This window comes from Micromonospora sp. D75 (genome assembly GCF_018070405.1).
GTDB lineage: Bacteria > Actinomycetota > Actinomycetes > Mycobacteriales > Micromonosporaceae > Micromonospora > Micromonospora chalcea.
Genome location: NZ_JAGPXV010000075.1, coordinates 1 through 14,648, shown reverse-complemented (window position 1 = coordinate 14,648; position 14,648 = coordinate 1). Strand labels below are relative to the sequence as shown.

The 14,648-nt window shown below is 74.6% G+C and carries 16 protein-coding genes; 3 read left to right on the top strand and 13 right to left on the bottom strand.

What is annotated here, in order from left to right; all coding sequences use genetic code 11:
* Positions 1-743 (bottom strand): sensor histidine kinase (locus tag KBX39_RS07440; protein WP_210869731.1); only part of this gene is annotated, 743 nt, incomplete at its 3' end.
* Between the two features lie 83 nt (positions 744-826).
* A complete protein-coding gene (locus KBX39_RS07435) occupies positions 827-1,522 on the bottom strand; it encodes a DUF305 domain-containing protein (protein ID WP_210869728.1) in 696 nt (231 codons plus the stop codon).
* A 138-nt stretch (positions 1,523-1,660) separates the two neighbouring features.
* On the opposite strand from KBX39_RS07435, the gene KBX39_RS07430 reads away from it, so the two are divergent.
* Positions 1,661-3,112 (top strand): LVIVD repeat-containing protein, encoded by a 1,452-nt coding sequence (locus KBX39_RS07430; RefSeq protein ID WP_043330087.1) that lies wholly within the window; start codon positions 1,661-1,663, stop codon positions 3,110-3,112.
* Between the two features lie 114 nt (positions 3,113-3,226).
* A complete protein-coding gene (locus KBX39_RS34000) occupies positions 3,227-3,655 on the top strand; it encodes a hypothetical protein (protein WP_198033267.1) in 429 nt (142 codons plus the stop codon).
* Here the strand turns inward: KBX39_RS34000 and KBX39_RS07420 are convergent.
* Entirely contained in the window at positions 3,634-4,626 is a 993-nt protein-coding gene (locus tag KBX39_RS07420; protein ID WP_043323703.1) for a carcinine hydrolase/isopenicillin-N N-acyltransferase family protein, read from the bottom strand. The genes KBX39_RS34000 and KBX39_RS07420 overlap by 22 nt on opposite strands.
* A gap of 48 nt (positions 4,627-4,674) precedes the next feature.
* A complete protein-coding gene (locus tag KBX39_RS07415; protein WP_166455891.1) occupies positions 4,675-5,148 on the bottom strand; it encodes a DUF1203 domain-containing protein in 474 nt (157 codons plus the stop codon).
* A 123-nt stretch (positions 5,149-5,271) separates the two neighbouring features.
* Between KBX39_RS07415 and KBX39_RS07410 the strand changes: the two genes are divergently transcribed.
* On the top strand, positions 5,272-6,147 hold the full coding sequence (locus KBX39_RS07410) for a transglutaminase domain-containing protein (protein ID WP_210869727.1): 876 nt from the start codon (positions 5,272-5,274) through the stop codon (positions 6,145-6,147).
* A gap of 31 nt (positions 6,148-6,178) precedes the next feature.
* On the opposite strand, the gene KBX39_RS07405 is transcribed toward KBX39_RS07410, so the two are convergent.
* The 9 genes from KBX39_RS07405 to KBX39_RS07365 form a co-directional block, all read right to left on the bottom strand.
* On the bottom strand, positions 6,179-7,789 hold the full coding sequence (locus KBX39_RS07405) for an asparagine synthetase B (protein ID WP_209962080.1): 1,611 nt from the start codon (positions 7,787-7,789) through the stop codon (positions 6,179-6,181).
* A gap of 4 nt (positions 7,790-7,793) precedes the next feature.
* Positions 7,794-8,753 (bottom strand): hypothetical protein, encoded by a 960-nt coding sequence (locus KBX39_RS07400; protein WP_210869725.1) that lies wholly within the window; start codon positions 8,751-8,753, stop codon positions 7,794-7,796.
* Between the two features lie 102 nt (positions 8,754-8,855).
* Positions 8,856-9,650, bottom strand: a complete 795-nt coding sequence (locus KBX39_RS07395; protein WP_210869723.1) for an isocitrate lyase/phosphoenolpyruvate mutase family protein — start codon at positions 9,648-9,650, stop codon at positions 8,856-8,858.
* Complete coding sequence (locus KBX39_RS07390) at positions 9,647-10,651, bottom strand: cytochrome P450 (RefSeq protein ID WP_247659952.1); 1,005 nt, start codon at positions 10,649-10,651, stop codon at positions 9,647-9,649. The genes KBX39_RS07395 and KBX39_RS07390 overlap by 4 nt, the downstream gene beginning before the upstream one ends.
* 105 nt (positions 10,652-10,756) lie before the next feature.
* Positions 10,757-11,500: a helix-turn-helix transcriptional regulator gene (locus KBX39_RS07385; RefSeq protein ID WP_210869722.1), complete on the bottom strand. Its 744-nt coding sequence runs from the start codon at positions 11,498-11,500 to the stop codon at positions 10,757-10,759.
* Positions 11,501-11,557: 57 nt separating this feature from the next.
* The gene (locus KBX39_RS07380) at positions 11,558-12,502 is read right to left on the bottom strand and encodes an inositol-3-phosphate synthase (protein WP_043323695.1); all 945 of its coding nucleotides are present in this window, start codon (positions 12,500-12,502) and stop codon (positions 11,558-11,560) included.
* Between the two features lie 85 nt (positions 12,503-12,587).
* Complete coding sequence (locus tag KBX39_RS07375) at positions 12,588-13,121, bottom strand: 2'-5' RNA ligase family protein (RefSeq protein WP_210869720.1); 534 nt, start codon at positions 13,119-13,121, stop codon at positions 12,588-12,590.
* Between the two features lie 44 nt (positions 13,122-13,165).
* Positions 13,166-13,771: a response regulator transcription factor gene (locus KBX39_RS07370; protein WP_064445796.1), complete on the bottom strand. Its 606-nt coding sequence runs from the start codon at positions 13,769-13,771 to the stop codon at positions 13,166-13,168.
* The coding region (locus tag KBX39_RS07365) for a sensor histidine kinase (protein WP_210869718.1) at positions 13,768-14,648 on the bottom strand (881 nt) is incomplete at its 5' end. The genes KBX39_RS07365 and KBX39_RS07370, both read right to left, overlap by 4 nt.

The following is a 14,648-nucleotide window of genomic DNA, read 5'->3' as shown; positions in this document are numbered from 1 at the left end:
GTGTCCGCCACCACCTTGGCCGCCTCGCGGGCGGTGGCCGGATCCCGGTCGAGCGTGAACCGCACCCCGTCCGCCTGCACGATCATCACGGCCATGCTGTGGGCGACCACGTCGTGCAGCTCGCGGGCGATCCGGGTGCGCTCCTCGGCGACCGCGGCCCGCGCCTGCGCCTCCCGTTCCCGTTCCAGCGTCGCGGCCCGGTCCTCCAGGCTGAGCACGTAGAGCCGGCGGGTCCGCAGGTTCAGCCCGGCCAGCCAGACCGCGCCGACGATCAGGGCGTAGAAGAACGCGCCCATCCACCAGGGCCCGGCGCCGGGCGTCTGGAGCGCGGCGAGCACCCCGCCGAGCACGGCGACGACCCCGGCCACGATGCCGTCGCGGAGCCGGTCGGCGTACTTGACCACGCTGTAGAGGGCGATCAGCACGGCGATGTCGTAGGCGAGCGGACCCCAGCCGGCGATCACCTGGACCAGCGCGAGCGCGGCCACCGCGACGGCGACCGCCGTCGGGTGGGCACGCCGGAAGAACACCGCCACCGCCGCCGCCAGCCCGACCGCGAACGCGGGTACGCCGATCTGGCCGGCGACGTACGCGGAGACGGCGAAGAACACGACCAGCCCGCAGACGGCGGTGTCGAAGGCGATGCCGCGCAGCGGACGGCCGAGGATGAGGCGAGCCACGATTCCCCAGCCTAGGCCCGCTCTCCCCACCTCTCCCCCGCCGCCCCACCTTGCGGTGATCATGAGGTTGACGGGCGTCGTCGTCCGATTTGTCGCCGCCAACCTCATGATCGTCCGGAACGGGCGGGCAGGCCGGGAGGCGGGGGTCAGGAGGGCAGGAGGGCGCGCATGCGGGTGATCTCGGCGGACTGCTCGACGGCCACGCCGGTGGCGAACTCCTGCATGGCCTGGTCGGCGCCGACCTTCAGCAGGTCGGTGGACATCACGATCGCGCCCTGGTGGTGATCGGTCATCATCTGCACGAACATCCGGTCGAACGCCGCGCCCTTCGCGTCGGCGAGCTGCCGCATCGCCTCGGCGGACTGCATCCCGCGCATGCTGCCGTGGTCGTGCCCCGGCACGTCGGCGGGCAGGTCGCGGGTGCTGAGCCAGGCACGCAGCAGGCCGACCTCCGGCCCCTGGGCGGCGCGGATCCGCTCGGCCACGGCGCGGATGCGGGGGTCGGCGGCCCGGTCGGGGGCGAGCGTCGCCATCTCCAGCGCCTGCTCGTGGTGCGGGATCATCATCCGGACGTACCAGATGTCGAGGCTGTTGAACCGGGGCGTCGACGCTGCCCGCACCTGATCGGGCGCACGGGTGGCGGCCGACTCCCCCGGGCGGCCGGGGACCAGCAGCGGCGGCGCCGAGGTGGTGGCGCTCGGGCTCGGCGCGCCCGTCACGGCGTTGCCCGCCGCGGCCTCGGGCCGGGTGTCGTCGCGCCCGGTGAGCGCCAGCCCGCCGATCACCACGAGCATGACGAGCGCTGTGACGCCCACCCACACGCGCGCCTGCCGGCTGGTCATACGACGCCTCCTCCGGTCAAGGTGAAGGCGATCCTATACATAGATAAAAGTTCCCCAGTGTGACCCAGGTCACATTGATGACGGTCTCCGATAGGTAAGGTTTGGCGAATCATCATCCCCTTTCGAAGGGTGTTGCCGGTGATCAGCATCCGCACGTCCCGCACCCGCATCATCAGCCTCGCCGCCGCCGGCCTGCTGCTCGCCGGCGTGGTCGCCGCGCCGCCGAGCAGCGCCCAGGAGATCCCCCGCGCCCAGGCCGCGCCGGCCACCGTGGACAGCGCCGTCCCCGGTGTCGACGAGATCTCCAGCAGCCCCAACCTGCGGCAGGTGGCCAACCTGCCGAAGCAGGCGCCGTTCGACACCACCGCAGCCCTCGGCACCGACATCGCCTTCCAGGGGCGGTACGCGTTCGTCGGCAACTACGACGGGTTCGTCATCTACGACATCCTCCGGCCGAGCCGCCCGACGATCGTGTCGCAGGTGCTCTGCCCCGGCTCGCAGAACGACATCTCGGTCCACGGCGACCTGCTCTTCCTGTCCACCGACTCCTCCCGCAGCGACGACTCCTGCGCCAGCACCAGCCAGCCGGCGTCGGTGAAGGAGTCCTGGGAGGGCATCAAGATCTTCGACATCCGCGACAAGCGCAACCCGCGCTACATCAAGTCGGTCGAGACGGCGTGCGGCTCGCACACCCACACGCTCGTGCCCGGCAAGGACAAGCGCAACGTCTACCTGTACGTCTCGTCGTACAGCCCGCGCGCCGACTTCCCGGACTGCCAGCCGCCGCACGACTCCATCTCCATCGTCAAGGTGCCGGTGAAGAACCCCACCACCGCCTCCGTGGTGGCCACGCCGAACCTGTTCCCGGACGGCGGCTACCCGGGCATCCCCGGTCAGTCGTCGGCCACCACCGGCTGCCACGACATCACCGCGTACCCGGCGAAGGACCTGGCCGCCGGCGCGTGCATGGGTGACGGCATCCTGCTGGACATCAAGGACCGTGAGGCGCCCCGGGTGATCGAGCGGGTGACCGACGCCGAGAACTTCGCGTTCTGGCACTCGGCCACGTTCAACAACTCCGGCACCAAGGTCGTCTTCACCGACGAGCTGGGCGGCGGCGGCGCGGCCACCTGCAACGAGGTGGTCGGCCCGAACCGTGGCGCGGACGCCATCTACGACATCACCGGCCGCGGCAACGCCCGCAAGCTGGAATTCCGCAGCTACTACAAGATCCCGCGCGTCAACGCCGACACCGAGAACTGCGTGGCCCACAACGGCTCGCTGATCCCGGTGCCCGGCCGCGACATCATGGTGCAGGCGTGGTACCAGGGCGGCATCTCGGTGTGGGACTTCACCAACTCCCGCAAGCCGACCGAGATCGCCTACTGGGAGCGCGGTCCGCTGGACGCCACGCAGCTGCGTACCGGCGGGTCCTGGTCGGCGTACTGGTACAACGGCCACATCTACTCGAGCGACATCCAGAAGGGACTGGACGTGCTGGAGCTGCGTGACCCGCGTACCTGGCTGGCGCAGTTCCTGCTGGTTCCCGAGCTGAACGTGCAGACCCAGGCGGGCTACCTGAGCTGGTGACCCGCTGACCCGTCCCGGGCCCGGCGCTCCCCTCGCGGGGGCCGCCGGGCCCGGTGCGTTGAGACAGCCCGGAAACCCCTGGCCGCACCGGCCGCCGCGGGCGATCCTGTCCGCGTGAAGAGGTACGTGAGCGACCCGCTCGACGGCGCCGACGTCGTGCTCGTCGGGCTCTTCCCGGCCAAGGACAAGGACTACGAGGCCCGCCTCGACCGGCTCGCCGCCGTGGCCGAGCAACGCGGCGCCCGGGTGGTGGGCCGGTTCGTGCAACGCCGAGGCGTCTCCGACCGGTGGCACGCGCGTCCCGGCGGAGCCACCCGGATGTCCCAGCCGTTCTCCCGCCGGACGCTGCTGACGCACGGCAGGCTCCGCGAGATCGCCGAGGCGTGCCGGGAGGCCGGCGTCGACGCCGCCGTCTTCGTGAACACCCTGACGCCGGTGCAGCGGACCGTGCTCGCCGACCTGCTGGGCTGCCTCGTGATCAGCGCCGACGACCTCGGCCGGAGCGGTCCACCCGGCCCGGATCAGCTCATCGGCAGGCGGTAGTCACGGGTGCCGCCACCGGCCGTGACCACCCGCACCTCGCCGCTGCGCAGCCCGTACGTGACCGACCAGCGGGTGTGCGACTGGCGTACCGCGTTCAGCAGCCGCAGCGCCCCGGCCGTGTCGACCACCCCACCGGTGCGGTCCAGTTCCTTCGCCAGCACCCCGTACCTGCGGTCCTGGCGCAGTTCCCGGTCCGGCACCCCGGCGGCCGGCACGTTCGTCAGGGCCTGCCACGGGCCGCTGCGCCGGTCCACTGTCATCTTCCCGTCGACGAACTCCACCACCGCCGACGTGCCGGTCGCGTCGGCCAGCAGGTAGTGCAGCGGCGGCCCGCCGTCGAAGTCCAGGTTGTAGCGCTTGAACACGGCGACCGCCTCGTCCACGGTCGCGGCCGAGTCGAGCACCAGGCGCAGGATGCGCACCGAGCCCACCTTCGGCAGTCCGGGCACCGGCTCGGCGCGCGCCCCGTCGTCGGCGGCCAGCCCGACCGCGAGACCCCGCTCGTTCATGCCGTCGAACGGCAGCAGCGGCGCGTCCAGCAGCCGCCGGTCCCCCGTCGGGTCGGCGGCCACCCCCAGGTAGGAGATGTCGACCAGCGAGATCGAGGCGTACCCGTCCGGCGGGTCGGTGCGCAGCACCAGCGCGGGGTTCGGCTCCCAGTCGAAGTTGCGGGCGAACACCGGCCGCTCCCGGTCGCCGAGCGCGGCGAACAACGAGCAGCCGAACGGGCTCGGCGGCGTCGACCCGGCCAGCCCGGCGGTCGGGTCGTAGTCGCCGTCGTACGTCATCTCGTACATCGGCAGATCGTCGATCTTGCGGAGGCTGGCCAGCGTCCGTTCGACCTGGCCGGGGTCCTGCCGCGAGGCGGTGGGCGAGCCGGCCGCGGCCGGCGGGTCGGACCGGCGGCTCTCCCCGCAGGCCGTGCCGAGCAGGAGCAACGCGAGCCCGCCGGCGATGAGGGTCCTCCGCATGACAGCGACGCTAGAAGAGGCGTCCGCCGATGTCCATCCGGGACCCGGTCAACTCCGCACGACGGCGAACATCCAGCAGCCGTACACGACGTTGCGGCTGTGCAGCAGGTCCACCGCCGGGTCGGCGAACAGCTCCGCGACCACCGCCTCCGGGTCGCCGCCGTCGTGTCGCCGTCCGCCCACGATGCGACCCCGGCTGTCGTACGCGCGCAGCACCTGCTCCCGTCCGCGCCACTGGGACGGGTACGCCGTCACGTCGTGCGGGCCGGCGCATTCGGCGGCGTGCGCGAACACCGGTCCCACCTCGCGGTACGGGCTCGGCGGCAGCGGCGGGGCGTACCCGAACAGCAGCAGCGTCTCGTCTGGCCGGGCGTCGCGCAGGCAGCAGCGCAGCGGCTCGCCGCCGGTGGCGTGCAGGTGCTCGGGCGGCTGCCCGGTGGCGTCGCGGCCGGTGCGGCGCAGCTCGGCGAGCGTCCCCGCGGGCAGCGGGCGGATCCGGAACGCGGTACGGGTGGTCGTCACGGTCCCAGCCTGGCGCGGCCCGGACCGCGGCGCTGGCGGTGATCGGACCTGGCATTCCGGGTGCCGCCAGATTGCGCGCCGAGCGGGCACCCGTCGGCCGCGTCCCGCGCCGACAATGGCCGGATGGACGTCGACGACTACCGGACCCACTCCCCGTACAGCGATCCCCGCCACCACGCGGCGCTGCTCGACGCCGTGCCGGCCGACCTGGCCACCGTCGCGGCGACCGCCCGCAACGTGATCATCCACTACCGGGCCGGCGGGGTGGAGCTGCCGGACGTCCGCCGGGCCGAGGTGAATCTGCGCTGGCTGGACCGCATCCTCGACGCCGACCGGTCGCGGTTCCCGCTGCCGCTGACCGCCGAGCGCCCGGCCGCCGAGCGGGTCGCCGGGTGCTGCCGGGACCACACGCTGCTCACCGTCGCGGCGCTGCGCCAGCACGGCGTCCCGGCGCGCAGCCGGGTCGGGTTCGCGAGCTACTTCGTGCCCGGCTGGCATCACGACCATGTGCTCGCCGAGTGGTGGGACGGCGAGCGGTGGGTCTGGTCCGACCCCGAGCTGGACCCGGCCGGCGACCGTCCGTTCGACGGCTACGACATCGACCCGGAGGCCGGGCACTTCGAGTCGGCGGCCCGGGTGTGGCTGGCGTACCGGGCGGGCCGGCTCGACCCGGACACCTACGGCGTGGACCCGTCGCTGCCGATCCGGGGCGACTGGTTCATCCACGACTACGTGCTGCTGGAGCTGGCCCACCGGCACAAGGACGAGGTGCTGCTCTGGGACGGGTTCGGGGCGATGACCGAGGACCTGACCGGCGCCGACCTCACGCTCGTCGACGAGGTCGCCGCGCTGCTGGTGGCCGCCGACCGCGGCGACGCCGCCGCCGGGCGGGAGCTGGCCCGGCGGTACGCCTCGGACGCCCGGCTGCGTCCGGGCCCGACGGTGCACTGCATGGACCCGGTCTCCGGCGTGGCCGCCGACGTGGACCTGCGGCGCTGACCCGGCGGCCTCCTACCGGGGCCACGCGGGCTCACCCGGGCAGGGGCGCCTCGTCGCCTCGGGTGCGGCGCGGGTTGACCAGCCGCCGGACCATCGGCGCGGCGTTCCACCGGGCCGCGCCGACCAGGTCCCGGGCGTGTTCCAGCACGGTGTAGTCGGGCCGGGCCATGCCCTCGGCGATGGCCCGGTCGAGGTCGTTGCCGCAGCGGGTGAGCACGCTGTCGAAGTCACGGCGGACCGGTTCCAGCAGGTCGTAGCCGAAGGAGCGGTGCAGCCGGGCGAACAGCGGCTTGTAGAGGCGGGCCCGCTCGTGCAGTCCCGACGAGTACGACATCGGGTTCTTCGGCCGCTGCCGGACGTAGGCGGGCAGCAGGTCGGCGAAGGCCTGCCGGACGATCCACTTCTCCTGCCCGTCGCGCAGCTTGAGGTCCAGCGGCAGCCGCATGGCCAGCTCGACGACGCTGAGGTCGAGGAACGGCACCCGGGCCTCCACCCCGTGCGCCATGCTGGCCCGGTCCACCCGTTGCAGCTCGGTCCGGCACAGGTTGCGGATCTTGTGCAGGAACAGCCGGCGGGACCGCTCCGGCCCGACCTGGTGGTACATCGGATAGCCGCCGAACAGCTCGTCGGAGCCGTCGCCGGTGAGCACCACCCGTACGCCCAGCTCGCGCAGCCGCCGGAAGATCGGCACCGAGACGACAGCGTTGATGATGTCGCCGTACTCGGTCAGCTCGGAGACCCGGATCGCCTCGCGCACGTCGGCCAGCCGGATGTCGCGGGGGCGCAGCTCGATCACCTCGTGCGGCACGCCGAGGTCGGCGGCGAGCCGCCGGGCGTACGCGACGTCGGGGCTCTCCGGCACGCCGATGGTGACCGCCACGCAGTCCGGGTGCAGTTCGCGGGCGTGCAGCAGCGCCAGCGAGCTGTCCAGGCCGCCGGAGAGCACCACGCCGACGGTGAGGTCGGTGTCCAGCCGGGCCCGCATCGCGTCGGTGAGCGCGACGCGGACCAGCAGGGCCGCCTCGTCCGGGTCGTCGATCACCGGCAGGCCGTCGCCGAGGGTGAGCAGGTCGACGTGCGGGCGCGGCCGGACCGGTTCGCCGGGCTCGACCCAGCCGTGGTGCCCGGGCGCCACCTCGCCGATCGGCGCGCCGTGCCCGACGAGCGCCTTGACCTCGGAGGCGAGGTGCAGGCAGCCGGGCAGGCGGGACCAGTACAGCGGCTTGACCCCGAGCGGGTCCCGGGCCAGGTACGCCCGCCCGCTGTCCCGCTCGACGATCACGAACGCGTACTCCCCGCGCAGCCGGCGCACGGCGTTCTCGCCCCACTGGCGGAACGCGGTCAGCACGACCTCGGTGTCGCCGGTGGTGCGGAACTCGTGCCCGAGCCGGGTCAGCTCGGCGCGCAGCTCGTGGTGGTTGAAGATCTCGCCGTTGTAGCAGAGCAGGTGCCGCTCGTCCGGCGACATCCACGGCTGGACGGACCGTTCCCGGTCCACGATCTTCAGCCGCCGTACGCCGGCCAGGAGGCCGTTCTCCTGGCGGGTCTCGGTGACCTCACCGCGCGACGCGAGCGCGGTGAGCATCCGGCGGAACGTGGCCGGGTCGGCCTCGGGGCCGATGCTCAGCGCGATGCCGCACACCGGGTCACACCCCCATCTCGGCCTCGTACGCCCGCCGGTAGCGGCGGCGGGCGTCCGGGGCGAGACACACGTGCCAGGCCTGTCCCTCGTCGACCACGTTCACCTCGCCGGCGTCCTGGCGGGCCAGGAGCAACCCGGCGAGGGCCGAACGGGCGCCGAAGCGCTCGTACCATTCCAGCTCGACATCGGCGGCCCAGCCGAGGCAGTGTCCGCTGGGCACCATCGCGGCGTACCCCAGGCGGCGCAGCCGGTACTGGTGCTCGGCGCTGCGGGCCAGGCTGGTCACCCAGAGCGGCGGCGTGCGGTCCGGCGCGACGGCCGCGAACTCCCGGGCCAGGTCGTTGAGGAACGCGATCATCTCGCGGCGGGCCCGGCGGAACAGCAGACCGGCGGTACGCGGGGTGGCGGCCGGAAGCAACCGGCGGCGCACCGCGCGCAGGCCCCGGCCCACGACCGTGGCGGGCTGCTCCTGATAGCGGACCTCGATCAGCCCGCGCCGGCGCAGCCACTCCAGGTCGACGAGTTCGGCGCTGGTGCGGACCTGGTCGTCGGTGAGGAACGTCGGGGCGTCCCGCCACCAGAGCACGTCGACGCGGGAGAGCAGGTAGATCCGCACCAGCGCGGTGAGGTCCTGCGCCGAGCTGCGCGCGTTTGGCTGGTAGCGGGCCATCTCCAGCAGCAGCGTCTCCCGGGCCCCGATCAGCCCCTGGGGGGTGGCGTCGAGGACGGCGGCGATGGCGGGTTCGCGCAGCCGCTGGTCGAGCAGCACCTGGCGGGCGGTGGCCGACGGCGCGTCGGCGAGCGCGCCCACCTCGACCAGGAGGTCCGCCACCGCCGCCCGGTACGCGGACAGGTCCGGGACGGCGTCGCCGCGCCGGCCGGCTGCGGGCACCCGGCGGGCGGGAGCGGTGGGTGCGGCGGCGGGACCGGGCTGGCGACCGGGGCTGCGGCTGGGCACTCGCATGGTCTCCGTCCCCTCTCGGTCGGGACACGGCGTGATTGGGCCTGCGCACACCGTAAAGACCGGAGAAGGCGCGATTCCTCCCATCTCCCCCGAAGTGCCCGATCAGGTGGCGGACGGCTGCACCAGCGCCTGCACCTCCTCGTACCCGGGCGGCGGCGGCAGGCCCGCGTCGCGCCCGGCGCCGATCGCTTCGGTCAGGTGCAGCGCGGCACCGAGCGCGGCCCGGAACAGCAGCGATCCGGTGCTGACCCGGGCCACGCCGAGCCGCCCGAGGGCTGCGAGGTCCGGGCCGCCCGGCTGGTACAGCACGTTCAGCGGCAACCCCGCCTCGGCGGCGAGCAGGCCGACCAGGTCGTCCGGCGCGCCGGGCACGAACAGGCAGTCGGCACCGGCGGCCCGGAACGCCGCCGCCCGCCGCCGTGCCTCGTCCAGCGGCGCCGGCACGCCCAGCCACCAGGCGTCGGTGCGGGCGTTGACGACCATCCGCGGCACCGCCGCGCGGACCGCCCCGATCACGGCGGTGACGTGGTCCGCCGGGGCCAGGCGCCCGTCCGGGCGCCCGTCCTCCAGGTTCACGCCGACCACCCCGAGCGCGGCCAGCTCGCCCACGAACCCGGCGACCTCCGCCGGGTCGTCGTGGAAGCCGTCCTCGATGTCCACCGTGAGCAGCGTCGGCAGGTCCCGCAGCCGGTACGCCAGCTCCAGCGTCTCGGCGCGGGTCGCCCTGACGGCGTCCGGTCGGCCGGCGGCCGCCGCCACGCCCAGGCTGGTGGTGCCGATCGCCTGATGGCCCCTGGCGGCGAGCGCCGCGGCGGAGGCGTGGTCCCAGGCGTTCGGCAGGAGCAGCGGTTCGCCGGGCCGGTGCAGGTCACGGAATGCGCGGTACCGGTCGGTCATCGGAGGATCACCTCGAGTGGGGTCGGCGGGAGGTCAGGGGTAGGGCCGGCGGGACGGCAGCGGCGGCGCAGCACGCCGACCACGCCGGCGGCCAGGGCGAGCGCGTGCCGCTGCCCGGGGCAGCCGCGGGGGCCGGCGCCGAACGTCAGCGCGGCGTTCGCCCGGCCGGCGCGGAAACGGTCCGGCTCCGGAAAGACTGCCGGGTCGCGGTTGGCGGCGTCGAACCGCAGCAGCAGCCGCTCCCCCACGCGCACCGGCTGGCCGTCCAGGGTCAGCGGGTCGGCGGCGACCCGGCGGGTGACCCGTACCGGCGGGTCGAGGCGCAGCACCTCGGCGAGCAGCGCGTCGGTCTCGAGCCCGTCCGGCGCGTCGAGCCCGTGCCGGACGGCGGCCACGATCAGCCCGGCGGTGGCGTCGGCGGCCTGCACCAGCAGCCCGAGCCGGTTCGCTGTCACCTCGGCCGGAGCGGGCGGCGACATGGCCAGCAGCGCCGCCACCGCCCGGTCCGCCCGCCGCACCGCCGCCGGGCCGGCGCCCGGGTGGTAGGCGGCGGCCACCGCCGTCACCTCCGCGACGGCCGCCGCCGGGTCGGCCAGCCCGAGCCGCTCCGCCAGCACCACAAGGGGTACGCGCCGAGCCAGGTCACCGGTCACGTCCACCCGGTCGCCGCCGTTGTCCGCGCTCGCGGCGCGGTCGAGGATCCGCCCGGTCAGCCGTTCCGCGATCACGCGCAGTTCCCGTGGGTCGAGCGTGTCGAGCGCCGCCACCCCGACGGCTCGCCGCGCGGCATGCCGGGCCGGCGGGCTGAACCGGCTCACCGAGGCGCGCAGCCATGCCAGGCCACCCTCCGGCGCCTCCTCGGCGGGCGGCACCACGCAGCGGGGATCGGTCAGGACGGAGACGACGTCCGCGTACCGGGTGACCACCCAGCCGCCGTCGTCCGAGGTCGGCGGCCCGCAGGGCGGCGTGCCCGGAGCAGCCGTGATCGTCGGTGAATCCATCACCCGACCGTAGGGCGCCGACAGTTCGGCCCGGACCGAACGATCCGGCCGGGCACACCGGGCGGTCAGCCGCGGGCGGGACCGGTGCCGCGGGGTACGGGCGGGTCAGGCGCGCGCCGGGCCGGTGTCGCGGGTGGCGGGCGCGGCCAGCAGCACCGGGTCGAGCCCGAGCGCCTCGGCCAGCGCGTCCCGCCCCGCCGGGGTGACCCGTACCGCCCGGCCGTTGCCGCGCGCGGTCCAGCCGAGGTCGAGGAAGCGCCCGCACAGCGCCGCCCCGACCGCGCCGGCCAGGTGCGGGCGCCGTTCGGTCCAGTCCAGGCAGTCGCGGACGAGCGGCCGCCGGGTGCCGCGCAGTGGTTCGACGGGTACGCCGAGACGGTCCAGCCAGCTCATGCCGGCCTCGGTCAGCGCGAGGCCGCCGGTGCGGTCGAGCACGCCACAGTCGAGCAGGGCGTCGTGCAGCAGCACGCCGAGCCGCCCGGCCAGGTGGTCGTAGCAGGTGCGCGCGTACGCCAGGGCGGCACCGGCCGACGCGGCGCGCAACGTGCGGGGCGGGGCCGCCGGTGCGGGCGCCCGCGCGGCCAGGTCCTCGACGAGCTGGGCGACGCCCGGGTCGGCGAGGCGGACGTACCGGTGGCGGCCCTGCCGCTCCTCGACCACCAGACCGCCCGCCACCAGCCGGGTGAGGTGGCCGCTCGCGGTGGACGCGGCCACCCCGGCGGCGCGGGCCAGCTCCCCGGCGGTCCAGGCGCGGCCGTCGAGCAGGGCCAGGCAGAAGCCGGCCCGGGTGGGGTCGGCGAGCAGCGCGGCGAACCCGGCGAGTCCGCGTCCGTCGGCACCGGTGGTCATCGGCCCATGCTGACACGGGCACGGTTCGGGCCGCGCCGAACGGTCCGGGGGTTGGGGTCAGATCGCGGTTCCGGGTGGGGACTTCAGGAGGGATGCCGCTTCGGCCGGGTAGCCGCCACGACCCGACCGCAGGGCGATGGCCGCCAGACGAATCAGGTCGATGTTGACGCCGGCAGCACCACTCGGGTCATGCACCTGCAGGCGCACCTCCACACTCACCGCCGTCTCGGCCCAGCCCTGCGCTTCGATGTTGAGGTGGGCGATCTTGTGGGATCGCAGGTGCGGCATGTACGCGAGGGGCGCCATCTGGACCTTGCCGGACGACCCCAGGGCGTTCAGCTTGGACTGCTTCTTGGTGTTCGGGTTCTCGACCAGGTTGCGGAAGTCTTCGGTCCCGCCCAGATTGACCTGGTAGGAGCTGCCCAGGGTGAGGCCGCGCTCCTCGATCAGCCGCAGTAGTGCGTGGTGCAGCACGGAGGTGCCGAACTGGCTGGCCAGGTCGTCGCCGAGCAACGGCACACGGGCTTCCTCGAAACGTGCCAGTAGTGACTCGTGCCTGGCCACCGGATCCGACGTGGTGTTCACGAACGCGACTCCCGCTGTCAGAGCCGCCTCGGCGTAAGCCCGAGCCGTGTCCGGCCGGCCGCTCGGAGCGGAGTAGAGCAGCACCTCCGCCCCTTCCAGCGCGTGCGCCACCCGTTCGACTTCCGTCGAGTCCACCAGGCCACGCCGCACCGTCACGCCGGCGGGCGGAAGTTCGGTGTCGAGGCGCGGGAAGTTGTTGGGCGGCATGAATATCGCCTCGTGGAGATCCTTGCCCACCTTTCGGTCGGACATGGCGAAAGCGGCGACGACGTCGATGTCGCTGACGCCCAGTCCCGCGATCTCTGGCCGGTGGAGCCCTACCAGGCTGCCGGTGTTGCGGTAGAAGGCGATGCCCTGCACCAACGCCGACGTGTTGTTGCCCACACCGACGACCGCCAATCGAACACTGTCGATCATGGGGCGAAGAGTACCCGGATCTGCCCAGGCCGGGGGTCCCGGTCAGCGGAACCGACGCCCACCAGCGCCGGGTATGACCTCTCGGTCAGCCGCCGGAACGCGGGCAGGCGGCGGTCAGCTCGCTGACCGTACGGGTGTCGGCGTCGTAGCTGCGCGCCGCCACGAACGCCCCGGCCGGGCGGCCCGCTCCGGCGACCGCCCGGGCCCGGCGCCGGTCCGCGCCGCCGAAGCGCAACGCCAGGCTCAGGTGGGGAATCCAGCGACCGGGCAGATGCCACGAACGCGCACCGGACGCCTCGGCGAGCACGTCCCAGACCGCGCCGTGCAACGCTGCGAGCTGCGGCGTCGGATGGACCAGCCACACCAGCGGCGCGGTGCCGTCGAGCACCGCCACCCGGTCCAGCCGCACCGGCAGCGGCAGCGCCGCGTCGCAGAGGTCGGCCAGTCGCTGCTCGGCGCCGGGCGGGAACTCCTCGACGGAGGCGAGCGTCAGGTGCGGCCGGTTCGTCGGGTGCGTGTTGCGGGCCAGGCTGGGCAGCCCGGCGGCGGCGAGCCGGTCCCAGGCAGCGCGAACCGCCGCTTCCAGTTCGGATGAGCAGAGCAGTTCGACCGTCCGCACGTGATCAGGCTAGCCGCCGGCAGCGTGCCACGACGTCCCGTACCTCAGAGCCAGCCGGCCTCGCGGGCGAGCCGTACCGCTTCGGCCCGGTTCGCGGCGCCGAGCTTCTGCACGCAGGCGCTCAGGTGGTTGCGGACCGTCCCGGCGGCCAGGTGGGTACGCCGGGCGATCACCGCGACCGGGGTGCCCAGCTCAGCCAGGCGCAGCGTCTCCAGCTCGCGTGGTGTCAACGGGCACTCGGGCAGGGTGAGCGCGTCGGCCGCGAGCGCCGGATCGACGTACCGGGCGCCGGAGTGCACGCGGCGGATCACGTCGGCCAGCGCGCCGCCGGGAGCGCCCTTGGCGAGGAAGCCGCGCACTCCGGCGGCCAGCGCCGGCCGGAGCTGGGCGGGGCGGCCGTGTCCGGTGAGGATCACCGGGGCGCAGCCGGGCAGCGCCCGGGTCAGCTCGGCGGCGACCTCGACCCCGCCGGGCGCCGGCATCTCCAGGTCGAGCACGGCGACGTCCGGCCGGTGGGCAAGCGCCGCGTCCAGGGCCGCGCGCCCGTCGCCCGCGTGCGCCACCACCTCGATGTCCGGCTCCAGGTCGAGCAGCGCGGCGAGGGCGAGCCGGATCAGCTCCTCGTCGTCGGCCAGCAGCACCCGGATCATCGCGCCACCGGCACGGTCGCGACCAGGCTGAACACGCCGTCGGCGGCGTCCGCCCGGACCCGGCCGCCGACCGGGGCGAGCCGGTCGGACAGGCCGCGCAGGCCGCCGCTGAGCCGGTCCGGGCCGTCGCCGTCACGCACGCCGTCGTTGCGTACGGTCAGCGTCACCGCCGTGTCCTCCCGGGTGATCTCGATCCGGCACCAGCCGGCCCGGCTGTGCCGCAGCACGTTCGTCCCGGCCTCACGCAGCACCGCGGCCAGGTCGGCGGCGACCGGACCGGGCACCTCGCCGGACGGCGGGACCACAGTCGTGCGTACGCCGCTGGAGCGCAGCACCTCCCCCACCGCGGCGGCCTGCTCGGCCAGGTCGACGGCGCGGTAGCCGTGCACCGCCGCGCGTACCCGGGTCAGCGCCGTTGCGGCGAGCCGCCGCGCCTGCGCCGCCTCCCGGGCGGCCCGGTCCGGGTCGGTCGGCGCCAGCCGCTCGGCCAGCTCGGCCTTCAGCGCGATCACCGTCAGGTCGTGGCCGAGCAGGTCGTGCACGTCCCGGGCGAAGCGCAGCCGTTCCTCGGCGGCGGCCAGCCGGGCCTGGGCGGCCTGCCCCTGCCGGGCCTCGACCAGCAGGTCCCAGAACCAGACCTGGACCCAGGTGAGCGCGGCTATCCCGGCCCCCACCAGGCCGGTGACCAGCAGCGCCGTGGTCAGCGGGCCATCGGTCCACCAGGTGACGGCCGCGGACGCCGCGAGGACGCCGGCCGCCGCCACCGCCGCCACGACGGGCCGGAACAGCAGCGGCGTCATGCCGACCAGCGACGCGCCGAGCCACGCCCAGGTGGGCCAGGAGCCGGCCGCGACCGGGCCGAGCAGCGGCAGGCTGA

Bases quoted from the DNA above. Each gene is read 5' to 3' on its own strand.
- KBX39_RS07435 (WP_210869728.1), bottom strand. From the start codon at position 1,522: ATGACCAGCCGGCAGGCGCGCGTGTGGGTGGGCGTCACAGCGCTCGTC.
- KBX39_RS07420 (WP_043323703.1), bottom strand. From the start codon at position 4,626: ATGCGGAGGACCCTCATCGCCGGCGGGCTCGCGTTGCTCCTGCTCGGC.
- KBX39_RS07410 (WP_210869727.1), top strand. From the start codon at position 5,272: ATGGACGTCGACGACTACCGGACCCACTCCCCGTACAGCGATCCCCGC.
- KBX39_RS07400 (WP_210869725.1), bottom strand. From the start codon at position 8,753: ATGCGAGTGCCCAGCCGCAGCCCCGGTCGCCAGCCCGGTCCCGCCGCC.
- KBX39_RS07395 (WP_210869723.1), bottom strand. From the start codon at position 9,650: ATGACCGACCGGTACCGCGCATTCCGTGACCTGCACCGGCCCGGCGAA.
- KBX39_RS07390 (WP_247659952.1), bottom strand. From the start codon at position 10,651: ATGGATTCACCGACGATCACGGCTGCTCCGGGCACGCCGCCCTGCGGG.
- KBX39_RS07385 (WP_210869722.1), bottom strand. From the start codon at position 11,500: ATGACCACCGGTGCCGACGGACGCGGACTCGCCGGGTTCGCCGCGCTG.
- KBX39_RS07380 (WP_043323695.1), bottom strand. From the start codon at position 12,502: ATGATCGACAGTGTTCGATTGGCGGTCGTCGGTGTGGGCAACAACACG.
- KBX39_RS07370 (WP_064445796.1), bottom strand. From the start codon at position 13,771: ATGATCCGGGTGCTGCTGGCCGACGACGAGGAGCTGATCCGGCTCGCC.